Annotated in this window: 12 protein-coding genes and 1 tRNA gene; all 13 read right to left on the bottom strand. The window is 55.7% G+C overall.

Annotated elements, in window-relative coordinates:
- Positions 1–23: 23 nt before the first annotated feature.
- Positions 24–2,171: an elongation factor G gene (fusA, locus tag DNK59_RS27915; RefSeq protein WP_060841340.1), complete on the bottom strand. Its 2,148-nt coding sequence runs from the start codon at positions 2,169–2,171 to the stop codon at positions 24–26.
- Positions 2,172–2,201: 30 nt separating this feature from the next.
- Positions 2,202–2,672 carry a 30S ribosomal protein S7 gene (gene rpsG, locus DNK59_RS27920; RefSeq protein WP_007925959.1) on the bottom strand — a complete coding sequence of 157 codons (471 nt, stop codon included), beginning with the start codon at positions 2,670–2,672 and terminating at the stop codon, positions 2,202–2,204.
- 111 nt (positions 2,673–2,783) lie between these two features.
- Positions 2,784–3,155, bottom strand: coding sequence for a 30S ribosomal protein S12 (rpsL, locus tag DNK59_RS27925; RefSeq protein WP_003186084.1), 372 nt, complete (start codon positions 3,153–3,155; stop codon positions 2,784–2,786).
- A gap of 201 nt (positions 3,156–3,356) precedes the next feature.
- Complete coding sequence (gene rpoC, locus DNK59_RS27930; protein WP_110725272.1) at positions 3,357–7,556, bottom strand: DNA-directed RNA polymerase subunit beta'; 4,200 nt, start codon at positions 7,554–7,556, stop codon at positions 3,357–3,359.
- A gap of 64 nt (positions 7,557–7,620) precedes the next feature.
- The gene (gene rpoB, locus DNK59_RS27935) at positions 7,621–11,694 is read right to left on the bottom strand and encodes a DNA-directed RNA polymerase subunit beta (protein ID WP_016968678.1); all 4,074 of its coding nucleotides are present in this window, start codon (positions 11,692–11,694) and stop codon (positions 7,621–7,623) included.
- A gap of 221 nt (positions 11,695–11,915) precedes the next feature.
- On the bottom strand, positions 11,916–12,281 hold the full coding sequence (gene rplL / locus DNK59_RS27940) for a 50S ribosomal protein L7/L12 (protein ID WP_060841342.1): 366 nt from the start codon (positions 12,279–12,281) through the stop codon (positions 11,916–11,918).
- Positions 12,282–12,361: 80 nt separating this feature from the next.
- A complete protein-coding gene (gene rplJ, locus DNK59_RS27945) occupies positions 12,362–12,862 on the bottom strand; it encodes a 50S ribosomal protein L10 (RefSeq protein ID WP_016968679.1) in 501 nt (166 codons plus the stop codon).
- A 198-nt stretch (positions 12,863–13,060) separates the two neighbouring features.
- Complete coding sequence (rplA, locus tag DNK59_RS27950; RefSeq protein WP_011063782.1) at positions 13,061–13,756, bottom strand: 50S ribosomal protein L1; 696 nt, start codon at positions 13,754–13,756, stop codon at positions 13,061–13,063.
- The gene (gene rplK / locus DNK59_RS27955) at positions 13,756–14,187 is read right to left on the bottom strand and encodes a 50S ribosomal protein L11 (protein ID WP_003176435.1); all 432 of its coding nucleotides are present in this window, start codon (positions 14,185–14,187) and stop codon (positions 13,756–13,758) included. Before rplK ends, rplA begins: the two co-directional genes overlap by 1 nt.
- Positions 14,188–14,305: 118 nt before the next feature.
- Complete coding sequence (nusG, locus tag DNK59_RS27960) at positions 14,306–14,839, bottom strand: transcription termination/antitermination protein NusG (protein ID WP_002555501.1); 534 nt, start codon at positions 14,837–14,839, stop codon at positions 14,306–14,308.
- 9 nt (positions 14,840–14,848) lie between these two features.
- The gene (gene secE, locus DNK59_RS27965; RefSeq protein ID WP_016968680.1) at positions 14,849–15,217 is read right to left on the bottom strand and encodes a preprotein translocase subunit SecE; all 369 of its coding nucleotides are present in this window, start codon (positions 15,215–15,217) and stop codon (positions 14,849–14,851) included.
- A gap of 45 nt (positions 15,218–15,262) precedes the next feature.
- Positions 15,263–15,338 (bottom strand) — tRNA-Trp (locus DNK59_RS27970).
- 54 nt (positions 15,339–15,392) lie between these two features.
- The coding region (gene tuf / locus DNK59_RS27975) for an elongation factor Tu (protein ID WP_110725280.1) at positions 15,393–16,538 on the bottom strand (1,146 nt) is incomplete at its 5' end.

Below are 16,538 nucleotides of genomic sequence, written 5' to 3' on the forward strand. Positions count from 1 at the left end.
CCTAGCCTAAAGGGGAGGCTGAATCAGCCTTGTTTTTTAACGAGAGCTTCGACGATGTTCGACGGAGCTTCGGCGTATTTGGAGAATTCCATGGAGTAGCTCGCGCGACCCTGAGACATGGAACGAACGTCAGTTGCATAACCGAACATTTCACCCAGTGGTACCTCGGCACGGATCACCTTGCCGGACACCGAGTCATCCATACCCTGAATCAGACCACGACGACGGTTCAGGTCACCCATCACGTCACCCATGTAGTCCTCTGGGGTTACTACTTCAACCTTCATGATCGGCTCGAGCACAACACCGCCGCCCTTCTGGGCCAGCTGCTTGGTCGCCATGGAGGCTGCCACCTTGAACGCCATCTCGTTGGAGTCGACGTCGTGGTAGGAACCATCGAACACGGTAGCCTTCAGGCCGATCAGCGGATAACCGGCAACGACGCCGTTCTTCATCTGCTCTTCGATACCCTTCTGGATAGCCGGGATGTATTCCTTAGGAACCACACCACCAACAACTTCGTTGGTGAAGACCAGACCTTCGGTGATGTTGCCGCTCGCGTCGACGTCCGGCTCCGAGAAGCGGATCCAGCAGTGACCGAACTGACCGCGACCACCCGATTGACGAACGAATTTACCTTCGATCTCAACGTTGCTCTTGGTGATCTTCTCGCGGTACGAAACCTGCGGCTTGCCGATGTTGGCTTCGACGTTGAACTCGCGCTTCATGCGGTCAACGAGGATGTCCAGGTGCAGCTCACCCATACCGGAAATGATGGTCTGACCAGTCTCTTCGTCAGTCTTAACGCGGAACGACGGGTCTTCCTGAGCCAGTTTGCCCAGTGCAATACCCATCTTCTCCTGGTCCTGCTTGGTTTTCGGCTCTACTGCTACCGAAATTACAGGCTCAGGGAAGTCCATACGCTCAAGAATGATCTGCTTGTCCAGATCGCACAAAGTATCACCAGTGGTGACGTCCTTCATGCCGATCAGGGCAGCGATATCGCCTGCGCGCACTTCCTTGATCTCTTCACGCTGGTTGGCGTGCATCTGCACCATACGACCAACGCGCTCTTTCTTGCCCTTGACCGAGTTGATCACGGAGTCGCCCGAGCTCAGGAAGCCCGAGTAAACGCGCACGAAAGTCAGAGTACCAACGAACGGGTCGGTAGCGATCTTGAATGCCAGAGCCGAGAACGGCTCAGCATCGTCAGCGTGACGCTCGTCGTAATCAGCCTCTACCAGCTCATCCTTCGGCTTCTCGATGAGATCCGGATGGATACCCTTGATCGCCGGGATCTCGGTAGGGGCAGGCAGGAAGTCGATAACGGCGTCGAGAACCAGGGGAACCCCCTTGTTCTTGAACGAAGAACCGCAGACAGCCGGAACGATTTCGCTAGCCAGGGTGCGTGCGCGCAGACCAGCCTTGATCTCTTCTGGAGTCAGGTCACCTTCTTCAAGGTACTTGTTCATCAGCTCTTCGTTGGCTTCGGCAGCGGCTTCAACCATGTTGGAGCGCCACTCGGTAGCCAGGTCCAGCATATCGGCAGGAATTTCTTCCTCGCGATAGGTAGTACCCTTGTCGTCGTCGTTCCAGTAGATAGCCTTCATCTTGATCAGATCAACCTGACCTTCGAAGTTATCTTCAGCACCGATGGCCAGCTGAACCGGTACCGGGGTGTGACCCAGGCGATTCTTGATCTGACCAACAACGCGCAGGAAGTTAGCACCAGCACGGTCCATCTTGTTCACGTAAACAACACGTGGGACGCCGTACTTATTGGCTTGACGCCATACGGTTTCGGACTGAGGCTCAACACCGGAAGTACCGCAGAACACAACGACCGCGCCGTCGAGTACGCGCAGAGAGCGCTCTACTTCAATGGTGAAGTCTACGTGGCCCGGGGTATCGATAACGTTGACACGATAGTTATCGTATTGGCCGCGCGAACCTTTCCAGAAGGTAGTTACAGCAGCGGAGGTAATGGTGATACCACGCTCCTGCTCCTGCACCATCCAGTCTGTGGTAGCAGCGCCGTCATGCACCTCACCCATCTTGTGGCTGAGACCTGTGTAAAACAGGATCCGCTCAGTAGTGGTAGTCTTGCCCGCGTCAACGTGGGCACAGATACCGATGTTACGGTAGCGGTTGATTGCTGTAGTACGAGCCATAAAGCCCTCGCAAAATGAATGATGCTGAGATTAGAAGCGGTAGTGCGAGAAAGCCTTGTTGGCTTCAGCCATACGGTGAACGTCTTCACGCTTCTTAACTGCAGCACCTTTGCCTTCGGCAGCGTCCAGCAGTTCGCCAGCCAAACGCAGAGCCATAGACTTCTCGCCGCGCTTGCGGGCGAAGTCTACCAACCAGCGCATTGCCAGAGCGTTACGACGGGACGGACGAACTTCGACCGGAACCTGGTAAGTAGCACCGCCTACACGGCGCGACTTCACTTCGACCAGCGGAGCGATGGCGTCGAGAGCTTTCTCGAAGATTTCCAGGGGATCGCTGTTCTTGCGCTCTTTAACTTTTTCCAGCGCGCCATAAACGATACGTTCGGCAACGGCTTTCTTGCCGCTCTCCATTACGTGGTTCATGAACTTGGCGAGGATCTGGCTTCCGTATTTCGGATCGTCCAGAATCTCACGTTTGGCTGCTACGCGACGTCTTGGCATTGATAAGCCCTCAAACGGTCTTCAGGTTAGCTCGGGACAGTTGATCCAAAGGACGCGTGCCCGACCTTACTCTTATCGACTCAATATAATTAAAAACTGCAAAACGACCGATTACTTCGGACGCTTGGTACCGTACTTCGAACGACCTTGGTTACGACCTTTAACGCCGGAAGTATCCAGGGAGCCGCGAACGGTGTGATAACGAACACCTGGCAAGTCTTTTACACGACCGCCGCGAATCAGAACGACGCTGTGCTCTTGCAGGTTGTGGCCTTCACCACCGATGTACGAGGAAACCTCGAAACCGTTGGTCAGACGCACACGGCATACTTTACGCAGTGCCGAGTTAGGTTTTTTCGGCGTAGTGGTATACACGCGAGTGCACACGCCACGACGTTGCGGGCAGTTCTGCAGCGCAGGCACGTCGGATTTCTCGACGATACGCTTACGCGGCTGACGTACCAGCTGGTTGATAGTTGCCATCTACTAGCTCCACTGTTGTCTTTCGACATAAACAAAATGGCAGAGCAGGAGCTCCACCAAATTTAGGGGTACAAGAGTCTAAAGAGGATCCTGTCCCCAGTCAAGGCAAGGCCCCGGCCTCTCCGATCAGCGAACCGCGACAAAAAATGTCTCGATTCGCAGTCGGAAAAACCAGGGCCTCATCTCAATCTACTGCAGACCTCAGTTACCGCTGGAGTTCAGCGCTTCAGTCAGTGCTGCTTCGACTTCGCTTGCGCTTACACGCAGTGGCTTGTCTGCATCACGACGGCGCTTGCGCTCACTGTGGTAAGCCAGGCCGGTACCGGCCGGGATCAGACGACCCACGACCACGTTTTCCTTCAGGCCGCGCAGGTAGTCGCGCTTGCCGGTCACTGCTGCCTCGGTCAGTACACGGGTGGTCTCTTGGAAAGAGGCCGCCGAGATGAACGACTCAGTGGACAAGGACGCCTTAGTAATACCCAGCAGTACGCGGGTGAACTTGGAGATGAACTTGTCTTCAGCGCTCAGACGCTCGTTTTCTACCAGTACGTGAGTCAGTTCCATCTGGTCGCCCTTGATGAAGCTGGAGTCGCCGGATTCGGCAATCTCAACTTTACGCAGCATCTGACGCAGGATGGTCTCGATGTGCTTGTCGTTGATCTTCACGCCTTGCAGACGGTAAACGTCCTGGATCTCGTTGACGATGTACTTGGCCAGCGCACTCACACCCAGCAGACGCAGGATGTCGTGTGGATCGCTCGGACCGTCGGAGATAACTTCGCCGCGGTTCACTTGCTCGCCTTCGAAGACGTTCAGGTGACGCCACTTCGGAATCAGCTCCTCATACGGATCGCTACCGTCGTTCGGGGTGATAACCAGACGGCGCTTACCCTTAGTCTCTTTACCGAACGCAATGGTGCCGCTGACTTCAGCCAGAATCGAGGCTTCCTTCGGACGACGAGCTTCGAACAAGTCGGCAACACGCGGCAGACCACCGGTGATGTCACGGGTCTTCGAAGTTTCTTGCGGAATACGAGCGATAACATCACCGATCGCAATCTGCGCACCGTCGGCGACACCGACAAGGGCGTTAGCCGGCAGGAAGTACTGGGCCGGTACGTCGGTACCTGGCAGCAGCAGATCCTTGCCATCCATACCCACCATCTTCACGGCTGGACGAATGTCCTTACCGGCAGCTGGACGGTCTTTGACGTCAAGTACTTCAATGTTGGTCATACCGGTCAATTCGTCAGTCTGACGCTTGATCGTGATGCCTTCTTCCATGCCCACGTAGGTCACGGTACCTTTCATTTCGGTAACGATTGGGTGAGTGTGCGGATCCCACTTGGCCACGATGGCACCAGCGTCGACCTTGTCGCCTTCCTTCACCGAAATCACAGCACCATAAGGCAGCTTGTAGCGCTCGCGCTCACGACCGAAGTCGTCAGCAATTGCCAACTCACCGGAACGAGACACGGCAACCAGATGACCGTCAACTCGCTCAACGTGTTTCAGGTTGTGCAGACGTACGGTACCGCCATTCTTCACCTGTACACTGTCCGCAGCCGAGGTCCGGCTTGCCGCGCCACCGATGTGGAAGGTACGCATCGTCAACTGGGTACCCGGCTCACCGATGGACTGGGCAGCGATTACGCCGACCGCTTCACCGATGTTCACCAGGTGACCACGAGCCAGGTCGCGACCGTAGCACTTGGCGCAGATACCGTAACGGGTTTCGCAGCTGATCGGCGAACGCACGATCACTTCGTCGATGCTGTTCAGCTCGATGAACTCAACCCACTTCTCGTCGACCAGAGTGCCCGCAGGAACGATGACGTCCTCGGTACCCGGCTTGAATACGTCACGGGCGATAACACGACCCAGAACGCGCTCACCCAGAGGCTCTACAACGTCACCGCCTTCAATGTGCGGAGTCATCAGCAGACCGTGCTCGGTGCCGCAGTCGATCTCGGTTACAACCAGATCCTGCGCCACGTCCACCAGACGACGAGTCAGGTAACCGGAGTTCGCAGTTTTCAACGCGGTATCCGCCAGACCTTTACGAGCACCGTGAGTCGAGATGAAGTACTGGAGTACGCTCAGACCTTCACGGAAGTTCGCAGTAATCGGCGTTTCGATGATGGAGCCGTCCGGCTTGGCCATCAGACCACGCATACCGGCCAACTGACGGATCTGTGCAGCGGAACCCCGCGCACCCGAGTCAGCCATCATGTACATCGAGTTGAACGACTCTTGCTCGACTTCTTCGCCGTGACGGTCAATGACCTTCTCTTTCGAGAGGTTGGCCATCATCGCCTTGGATACTTCGTCGTTAGCCTTCGACCAGAGGTCGATCACTTTGTTGTACTTCTCGCCCTGGGTTACCAGGCCGGAGGCGTACTGACTCTCGATTTCCTTCACTTCGTCGGTAGCAGCACCGATGATGCGGGCTTTTTCATCCGGGATAACGAAGTCGTTAACGCCGATCGAAACGCCGGAAATGGTCGAGTAAGCAAAACCGGTGTACATCAACTGGTCAGCGAAGATCACGGTCTCTTTCAGACCCACCACGCGGTAGCACTGGTTGATCAGCTTGGAGATCGCTTTCTTCTTCATCGGCAAGTTGACGACGTCGAAGGACAGACCTTTTGGCACAACCTGGAACAGCAGCGCACGGCCGACAGTAGTGTCGACGATACGGGTGGCACTCACGCTGCCGCCATCGCGATCGTTAACGGTTTCGTTGATACGAACCTTGATCTTGGCGTGCAGGGCAGCTTCGCCGGCGCGGAATACGCGGTCGACTTCCTGCAGGTCGGCGAACACACGACCTTCGCCCTTGGCGTTGATCGCTTCACGAGTCATGTAGTACAGACCCAATACAACGTCCTGCGACGGAACGATGATTGGCTCACCGTTGGCTGGCGACAGAATGTTGTTGGTCGACATCATCAACGCACGCGCTTCCAGCTGGGCTTCCAGAGTCAGCGGAACGTGCACGGCCATTTGGTCGCCGTCGAAGTCAGCGTTGTACGCCGCACAGACCAGAGGGTGCAGCTGGATAGCCTTACCTTCGATCAGTACCGGTTCAAACGCCTGGATACCCAGACGGTGAAGGGTCGGTGCACGGTTGAGAAGCACTGGGTGTTCGCGAATCACTTCAGCGAGAACGTCCCAAACCTCTGGCAGCTCGCGCTCGACCATCTTCTTGGCCGCTTTGATGGTGGTCGCGAGACCACGCATTTCCAGCTTGCCGAAAATGAACGGCTTGAACAGCTCAAGAGCCATCTTCTTAGGCAGACCGCACTGATGCAGACGCAGGGTCGGGCCTACGGTAATTACCGAACGACCGGAGTAGTCAACACGCTTACCGAGCAAGTTCTGACGGAAACGACCTTGCTTACCCTTGATCATGTCAGCCAGGGACTTCAAAGGACGCTTGTTGGAACCAGTGATAGCGCGGCCACGACGGCCGTTGTCGAGCAGTGCGTCGACGGCTTCCTGCAACATACGTTTTTCGTTGCGCACGATGATGTCCGGAGCGGACAGATCCAGCAGGCGCTTCAAACGGTTGTTACGGTTGATCACTCGACGATACAGGTCGTTGAGGTCGGAAGTCGCAAAGCGGCCGCCATCCAACGGGACCAGTGGACGCAGATCTGGCGGCAGAACCGGCAGAACGGTCAACACCATCCACTCTGGCAGGTTGCCGGAGCCTTGGAAGGCCTCCATCAACTTCAGACGCTTGGACAGTTTCTTGATCTTGGTTTCCGAGTTGGTTTGCGGAATCTCTTCACGCAGACGGCCAATCTCGTGCTCCAGGTCGATCGCGTGCAGCAGCTCGCGGACAGCCTCGGCACCCATACGGGCGTCGAAGTCATCACCAAACTCTTCCAGCGCTTCGAAGTACTGCTCGTCGTTCAGCAGCTGACCCTTTTCCAGGGTGGTCATGCCTGGATCGATAACAACGTAGCTCTCGAAGTAGAGAACGCGCTCGATATCACGCAGGGTCATGTCCATCAGCAGGCCGATACGGGACGGCAGCGATTTCAGGAACCAGATGTGGGCAACCGGCGAGGCCAGCTCGATGTGCGCCATGCGCTCACGACGAACCTTGGCCAGTGCAACTTCAACGCCGCACTTCTCGCAGATCACGCCGCGATGCTTCAAGCGCTTGTACTTACCGCACAGGCACTCGTAATCCTTTACCGGGCCAAAGATCTTGGCGCAGAACAGGCCGTCACGCTCAGGCTTGAACGTACGGTAGTTGATGGTTTCCGGCTTTTTAACTTCACCGAACGACCACGAACGGATCATCTCAGGCGAGGCCAATCCGATACGGATGGCGTCGAACTCTTCGACTTGACCCTGGTTTTTCAGCAAATTCAGTAGGTCTTTCAAGGCCTTTCCTCCTGGCGGAGCAGAGAGCGGGCAATCCTGCCCCGCTCTCGATTCGCGTCACGTGTTATTCGGTTTCCAGATCGATATCGATGCCGAGGGAACGAATTTCTTTGATCAACACGTTGAAGGACTCGGGCATGCCCGGCTCCATACGGTGATCGCCGTCCACGATGTTTTTGTACATCTTGGTACGACCGTTCACATCGTCCGACTTCACTGTGAGCATTTCTTGCAGAGTGTATGCAGCACCGTATGCTTCCAGTGCCCAGACCTCCATCTCCCCGAAACGCTGACCACCGAACTGCGCCTTACCACCCAGCGGCTGCTGGGTAACCAGGCTGTACGAACCGGTAGAACGAGCGTGCATCTTGTCGTCTACCAAGTGGTTCAGTTTCAGCATGTACATGTAGCCAACGGTAACTGGACGCTCGAACTTGTTGCCGGTACGGCCGTCGGTCAGCTGCATCTGGCCGCTTTCTGGCAGGTCCGCCAGTTTCAGCATGGCCTTGATTTCGCTTTCCTTGGCGCCGTCGAACACCGGAGTGGCCATTGGCACACCGCCGCGCAGGTTGTTCGCCAGATCCAGGATCTCCTGATCGGAGAAGCTGTCCAGGTCTTCGTTACGACCACCGATCTGGTTGTAGATTTCGTCCAGGAAGGTGCGCAGTTCTGCGACCTTGCGCTGCTCTTCAACCATGCGGTTGATCTTCTCGCCCAGACCTTTGGCCGCGAGGCCCAGGTGAGTTTCGAGAATCTGACCAACGTTCATACGCGAAGGTACGCCCAGCGGGTTGAGGACGACGTCGACCGGGGTGCCATTGGCATCGTGCGGCATGTCTTCAACCGGCATGATCACGGAGACCACACCCTTGTTACCGTGACGACCGGCCATCTTGTCGCCCGGCTGGATGCGACGACGGATTGCCAGGTAGACCTTGACGATTTTCAGCACGCCTGGAGCCAGGTCATCGCCCTGCTGCAGTTTGCGCTTCTTGTCTTCGAACTTGTCGTCCAGCAGACGGCGGCGGTCAACGATGTAGGCCTGAGCCTTCTCGAGCTGCTCGTTCAGAGCATCTTCAGCCATGCGCAGTTTGAACCACTGGCCGTGCTCAAGACCGTCGAGAACTTCGTCGGTGATTTCCTGGCCTTTCTTCAGACCGGCGCCGCCTTCGGCTTTATGGCCGACCAGAGCGGAGCGCAGACGTTCGAAGGTCGCGCCTTCCACGATGCGGAACTCTTCGTTCAGATCCTTGCGGATCTCGTCGAGCTGGCTCTTCTCGATGGACAGAGCACGAGCGTCACGCTCAACGCCGTCACGAGTGAAGACCTGTACATCAATGACAGTACCCTTGGTACCGGTAGGCACACGCAGGGAGGTGTCTTTAACGTCACTGGCTTTCTCACCGAAGATCGCACGCAGCAGTTTCTCTTCCGGAGTCAGTTGAGTCTCGCCTTTCGGAGTGACCTTACCGACCAGGATGTCGCCTGCGCCAACTTCAGCACCTACATAAACGATACCGGCTTCGTCCAGCTTGTTCAGTGCAGCCTCACCCACGTTCGGGATGTCTGCAGTGATTTCCTCTGGGCCAAGCTTGGTGTCACGAGCCACACAGGTCAGTTCCTGGATGTGGATCGTGGTGAAGCGGTCTTCCTGAACCACACGCTCGGACAGGCAGATGGAGTCTTCGAAGTTGAAGCCGTTCCATGCCATGAACGCGATACGCATGTTCTGACCCAGTGCCAGCTCACCCATGTCGGTGGACGGACCATCGGCCATGATGTCGCTGCGCTGAACCCGATCACCCTTTCTCACCAGCGGACGCTGGTTGATGCAGGTGTTCTGGTTGGAGCGGGTGTACTTGGTCAGGTTGTAGATATCAACACCGGCTTCGCCAGTCTCAACTTCGTCATCCGCAACACGAACCACGATACGGCTGGCATCGACCGAGTCGATCACGCCGCCACGACGAGCCACAACGCAAACACCGGAGTCACGGGCAACGTTGCGCTCCATGCCGGTACCTACCAGCGGCTTGTCGGCACGCAGGGTCGGTACAGCCTGGCGCTGCATGTTGGAACCCATCAATGCACGGTTGGCGTCGTCGTGCTCAAGGAACGGAATCAGCGACGCTGCAACAGAAACTACCTGCTTCGGCGAAACGTCCATCAGGGTGACGTCTTCCGGCGCCTTGACGGTGAATTCGTTCAAGTGACGAACAGCTACCAGCTCATCGATCAGCTGACCCTTGTCGTTCATGGTCGCCGAAGCCTGGGCGATCACGTGATCGGCCTCTTCGATGGCGGACAGGAACACAATCTCATCGGTTACCAGAGCGTCTTTCACCACACGGTACGGGCTCTCAAGGAAGCCGTACTGGTTGGTGCGCGCATAGGCCGCCAGGGAGTTGATCAGACCGATGTTCGGACCTTCCGGCGTTTCGATCGGGCATACACGACCGTAGTGCGTCGGGTGTACGTCACGAACCTCGAAGCCTGCGCGCTCGCGGGTCAGACCACCTGGGCCGAGTGCAGAGACACGACGCTTGTGGGTGATCTCGGAGAGCGGGTTGTTCTGGTCCATGAACTGCGACAGTTGGCTGGAGCCGAAGAACTCTTTCACTGCCGCCGCCACTGGCTTGGCATTGATCAGGTCTTGCGGCATCAGGCCTTCGCTTTCGGCCATCGACAGACGCTCTTTGACCGCGCGCTCTACACGCACCAAGCCAACGCGGAACTGGTTCTCGGCCATTTCGCCTACGCAGCGAACACGACGGTTACCCAGGTGGTCGATGTCATCGACGATGCCTTTACCGTTACGGATGTCGACCAGAGTCTTCAGTACGGCAACGATGTCTTCCTTGCACAGGACGCCAGAACCTTCGATCTCGGTACGACCGATCCGACGGTTGAACTTCATCCGGCCAACGGCGGACAAGTCATAGCGCTCAGGGCTGAAGAACAGGTTGTTGAACAGAGTCTCGGCTGCATCTTTGGTCGGCGGCTCGCCAGGACGCATCATGCGATAGATCTCGACCAGCGCTTCCAATTGGTTGCTGGTGGAGTCGATCTTCAGAGTGTCGGAAACGAACGGACCGCAGTCGATATCGTTGGTGTACAGAGTTTCGATGCGAACAACCTGAGCCTTGGCGATTTTTGCCAGGATCTCAGTGTTCAGCTCGGTGTTGCACTCTGCCAGGATTTCGCCGGTAGCCGGATGCACGATAGCCTTGGCAGTGGTACGACCCAGGACGTAGTCCAGAGGTACATCCAGCTCCTTGATACCGGCTTTTTCCAGCTGGTTGATGTGACGAGCGGTGATACGACGACCCTGCTCGACAATAACCTTGCCCTTGTCATCCTGGATGTCCAGAACGGCAATTTCACCACGCAGGCGCTGAGGCACCAGCTCCAGGCTCAGGCTCTCGCCTTTCACATGGAATACGTTGGTGGTGTAGAAGGCGTCCAGCACTTCTTCAGTGGTGTAACCCAGCGCGCGCAGTAGAACCGACGCAGGCAGCTTGCGGCGACGGTCGATACGGACAAACACGCAGTCTTTCGGGTCGAACTCGAAGTCCAGCCACGAACCGCGGTACGGAATGATCCGCGCAGAGTAAAGCAGCTTACCGGAGCTGTGCGTCTTGCCACGGTCGTGGTCAAAGAATACGCCAGGGGAACGGTGCAGCTGGGAAACGATTACACGCTCGGTACCGTTGATTACGAAGGTACCGTTCTCAGTCATCAGGGGGATTTCACCCATGTAGACTTCTTGCTCTTTGATGTCCTTGATCGCTTTGTTCGACGATTCTTTGTCGAAAATGATCAGACGGACTTTTACCCGCAAAGGTACGGCGTAAGTCACACCACGCAACACGCATTCTTTAACATCAAACGCCGGTTCGCCCAGGCGATAACCGACATACTCCAACGCAGCATTGCCGGAGTAGCTGATGATCGGGAAAACGGATTTGAAGGCCGCATGCAGGCCCACGTCGCGGAACTGATCTTTAGTCGCTCCCGCTTGCAAGAATTCACGATACGAATCCAGCTGGATGGCCAGGAGGTACGGCACATCCATGACGTCCGGCAACTTGCTAAAGTCCTTGCGGATACGTTTTTTCTCAGTATATGAGTAAGCCATCAGCGTTCCCCAGCTTGGTCACCTGCTTATTCGGCTCCTCCCGACGGGAGCAGCCAGAAAATCGTGCAAACCCTTTGGTTTGCGCCACCGCATAGGGTGGGTTACAGCACGTTAAAGGCACCGACCCAGTCGGTCGCCAATAACGGAAAAAGGCCGGTGGCAAGAGCCACCAGCCATCAGCCGTTCGCTTAACGCTTGGGCTGGAGACACAAAGTCGATGCTTACTTGAGCTCGACTTTAGCGCCTGCTTCTTCCAGAGCTGCTTTGGCTTTTTCAGCTGCTTCTTTAGCAACAGCTTCCAGAACCATGGCAGGAGCGCCGTCAACTACAGCCTTGGCTTCTTTCAGGCCCAGACCGGTCAGTTCACGTACAGCCTTGATCACGTTAACTTTCTTCTCGCCAGCTTCGGTCAGCATGACGTTGAATTCAGTTTGCTCTTCAACAACAGCGGCAGCAGCAGCTGGGCCAGCGGCGGCAACAGCAGCGGTAACGCCGAAGGTTTCTTCCATTGCTTTGATCAGCTCAACAACTTCCAGAACGGTTTTCTGGCCGATTGCTTCGATGATTTGCTCGTTAGTCAGAGACATGACTATAAATTCCTGTATTGGGGTGACAGCCTACGCAGCCATCAAATTAAACATATGATTTTGAAAGGGCTTGCGGTGCCTTAGGCAGCAGCAGCTTCTTTCTGGTCGCGAATAGCCGCCAGAGTACGAGCCAGCTTGCTGGTAGCGCCTTGAATCACGCTCATCAGCTTCGCAATAGCTTCGTCGCGAGTTGGCAGCGAAGCCAACACGTCGATCTCGTTTGCTGCGAGGTACTTGCCCTCGAACGCAGCTGCCTTGATCTCGAACTTGTCCTGACCCTTTGCGAACTCTTTGAAAATACGAGCGGCAGCGCCCGGATGTTCCTTGGAGAATGCAATCAGGGTAGGGCCGACGAACGCGTCGTTGAGCACGTCATATTGAGTGCCTTCAACAGCGCGCTTGAGCAGGGTGTTACGTACAACACGTACGTAAACGCCAGCTTCGCGGGCCTCTTTACGGAGTCCGGTCATTGCGCCTACTGTCACACCGCGGGCATCAGCCACAACAGCAGACAGAGCGACTTTGGCAGCCTCGTTGACTTCAGCGACGATGGCCTTCTTGTCTTCGAGTTTAATTGCCACGGGTTTAACTCCTGCTTGTTACCGTTTCATCCAACCGGAGCTGGATGTCGTTTTGGTGTCTGATTCGGTAAGGAACCGGGAGCACCATCTGCGTAGGCTTGAGGTTTAAGACTTGCGTCGCCTACGGTCTTGGATAGCCCCCGCCAGGCAGGGACCCCAATTTTTCAACGGATGCAATCACTTGCATCCGCTTGTGTCTTATACGTCCAGCGAACCTTGGTCGATGACCAGACCTGGGCCCATAGTGGTGCTCAGGGTAACGCGCTTGACGTAGATGCCTTTCGAAGAAGCTGGCTTGATACGCTTCAGGTCAGCGATCAGGGCTTCAACGTTTTCCTTCAGCTTGACGGCGTCGAAGCCGACCTTGCCAACGGAAGTGTGGATGATGCCGTTTTTGTCGGTGCGGTAACGAACCTGACCAGCCTTGGCGTTCTTGACTGCCGAAGCTACGTCTGGAGTAACGGTACCGACTTTCGGGTTAGGCATCAGGCCACGAGGACCCAGAACCTGACCCAACTGACCTACAACGCGCATTGCATCCGGGGAAGCAATAACTACGTCATAGTTCAGATCGCCGCCTTTCATTTCGGCAGCCAGATCATCCATACCTACGCGGTCTGCACCGGCAGCCAGAGCAGCTTCAGCAGCTGGACCCTGGGTGAACACAGCTACACGTACAGTCTTGCCAGTGCCGTGTGGCAGCACAGTAGCGCTACGAACAACCTGGTCAGATTTACGCGGGTCTACGCCCAGGTTCACAGCAACGTCTACGGACTCGCTGAACTTAACGGTCGACAGCTCGGTCAGGAGAGCGGCAGCTTCTACGAAGTTGTAGGCCTTGCCTGCTTCAATCTTGCCGGCGATAGCCTTTTGGCGCTTGGTCAGCTTAGCCATTACACACCCTCCACGTTAAGGCCCATGCTACGAGCAGAACCGGCGATAGTACGCACGGCTGCATCCATATCAGCTGCAGTCAGATCCGCGTTTTTGGTTTTCGCGATCTCTTCCAGCTGAGCACGGGTAACAGTGCCAACCTTAACGGTGTTCGGACGAGCGGAACCGCTAGTCAGGCCAGCAGCTTTCTTCAGCAGAACCGAAGCAGGGGTGCTCTTAGTTTCGAAAGTGAAGCTGCGGTCACTGTAAACAGTGATGATCACAGGAGTCGGCAGACCTGGTTCAAGACCCTGAGTACGGGCGTTGAAAGCCTTGCAGAATTCCATGATGTTCACGCCGTGCTGACCCAGAGCTGGACCAACGGGCGGGCTTGGGTTGGCCTGAGCGGCCTTAACTTGCAGCTTGATGTAAGCAGTAATCTTCTTAGCCATGAGGCACTCCAATTACGGGTTCAGACGCCTAGAAAGGCTCCCCGGTTACTTGCGCGTTTATCCCAGTGACGAAAAAACCCCACAGCCTAAGGCTGCGGGGTATGGGATTCTCGTTCAGTTATGCCTTTTCGACCTGACTGAACTCTAGCTCTACCGGAGTAGAGCGACCGAAAATGAGCACCGCCACTTGAATGCGGCTCTTTTCGTAGTTAACTTCTTCGACCGTGCCGTTAAAGTCAGCGAATGGACCATCAGTAACACGAACCACTTCGCCCGGCTCAAACAGAGTTTTAGGCTTAGGCTTATCACTACCGTCAGCGACGCGACGCAGAATCGCTTCAGCTTCTTTATCAGTAATAGGAGCCGGCTTATCGGCAGTACCACCGATAAAGCCCATGACACGAGGAGTATCCTTGACCAAGTGCCAAGTACCCTCATTCATATCCATCTGAACCAGCACATAGCCTGGAAAGAACTTACGCTCGCTTTTGCGCTTCTGGCCATTACGCATCTCAACCACTTCTTCAGTGGGAACCAGAATTTCGCCGAAGCCATCTTCCATGCCAGCCAGCTTCACACGCTCGATCAACGAGCGCATTACATGCTTCTCGTAACCCGAGTAAGCATGCACAACGTACCAACGCTTAGCCACGGGACACCCTTAGCCAACAATCAAGGAAACAAGCCAGCCGAGCAGGGAATCTAGCCCCCACAACAGCAACGCCATAACCAGAACCACAGCCACAACAATCAACGTGGTCTGCGTGGTCTCTTGGCGAGTAGGCCATACGACTTTACGAATCTCAGTGCGCGCCTCCTTAACCAGCACGAAGAACGACTTGCCCTTTGCAGTTTGCAGACCAACAAAGGCAGCAACAGCAGCAATAGCAAGCAGCGCTAGGACACGGTACAGGATCGGCGAAGCAGAGTAGTACTGATTGCCAACAACACCAACAATCACCAAAGCAACCACGACGAGCCACTTGAGCAGATCGAAGCGAGAGCCTTGAGCTTCAGCCTTAGGAGTCATCTATGAAGATCCTGTGAAAAGAAAGCCAGACACATTGAGTGAATCTGGCAGGTCAGGAGGGAATCGAACCCCCAACCTACGGTTTTGGAGACCGTCGCTCTGCCAATTGAGCTACTGACCTAAAAACAAAATCAGGCCGACCATTATGCCGGCCCGATGGAGACATTTCAAGAGCTTATTCGATGACCTTGGCTACGACGCCAGCGCCGACGGTACGACCGCCTTCACGGATAGCGAAACGCAGACCATCTTCCATCGCGATGGTTTTGATCAGAGTGACAGTCATCTGGATGTTGTCACCTGGCATTACCATTTCAACGCCTTCTGGCAGCTCGCAGTTACCAGTCACGTCAGTAGTACGGAAGTAGAACTGTGGACGGTAGCCTTTGAAGAACGGAGTATGACGGCCGCCTTCTTCTTTGCTCAGAACGTAAACTTCAGCGGTGAACTTGGTGTGAGGCTTAACGGTGCCTGGCTTAACCAGAACCTGACCACGCTCAACGTCGTCACGCTTGGTACCACGCAGCAGAACACCGCAGTTCTCGCCAGCACGACCTTCGTCGAGCAGTTTGCGGAACATTTCAACGCCGGTGCAGGTAGTTTTCTGAGTGTCGCGCAGACCAACGATCTCAACTTCTTCCTGGATGCGAACAATACCACGCTCAACACGGCCAGTTACCACAGTGCCACGACCGGAGATCGAGAACACGTCTTCGATTGGCATCAGGAACGGCTTGTCGATTGCACGCTCTGGCTCTGGGATGTAGGTGTCCAGAGTTTCTACCAGACGCTTAACAGCGGTGGTACCCATTTCGTTGTCATCTTGGCCGTTCAGAGCCATCAGAGCCGAACCGATGATGATCGGAGTGTCATCACCTGGGAAGTCGTAAGTGCTCAGCAGATCGCGCACTTCCATCTCAACCAGTTCCAGCAGCTCAGCGTCGTCAACCATGTCAGCCTTGTTCAGGAAGACAGCGATGTACGGTACGCCTACCTGGCGGGACAGCAGGATGTGCTCACGAGTTTGTGGCATCGGACCATCGGCAGCCGAGCAAACCAGGATCGCGCCGTCCATCTGGGCAGCACCGGTGATCATGTTTTTGACGTAGTCGGCGTGACCTGGGCAGTCAACGTGCGCGTAGTGACGAATGTGCGAATCGTACTCTACGTGTGCAGTGTTGATGGTGATACCACGAGCCTTTTCTTCTGGGGCGCTGTCGATCTTGTCGAAGTCAACACGAGCCGAACCGAAAACTTCGGAGCAAACGCGAGTCAGAGCAGCAGTCAGAGTGGTTTTACCGTGGTCAACGTGACCGATAGT

Source organism: Pseudomonas sp. TKO26 (assembly GCF_003225665.1).
Taxonomy (GTDB): Bacteria; Pseudomonadota; Gammaproteobacteria; order Pseudomonadales; family Pseudomonadaceae; genus Aquipseudomonas; species Aquipseudomonas saponiphila.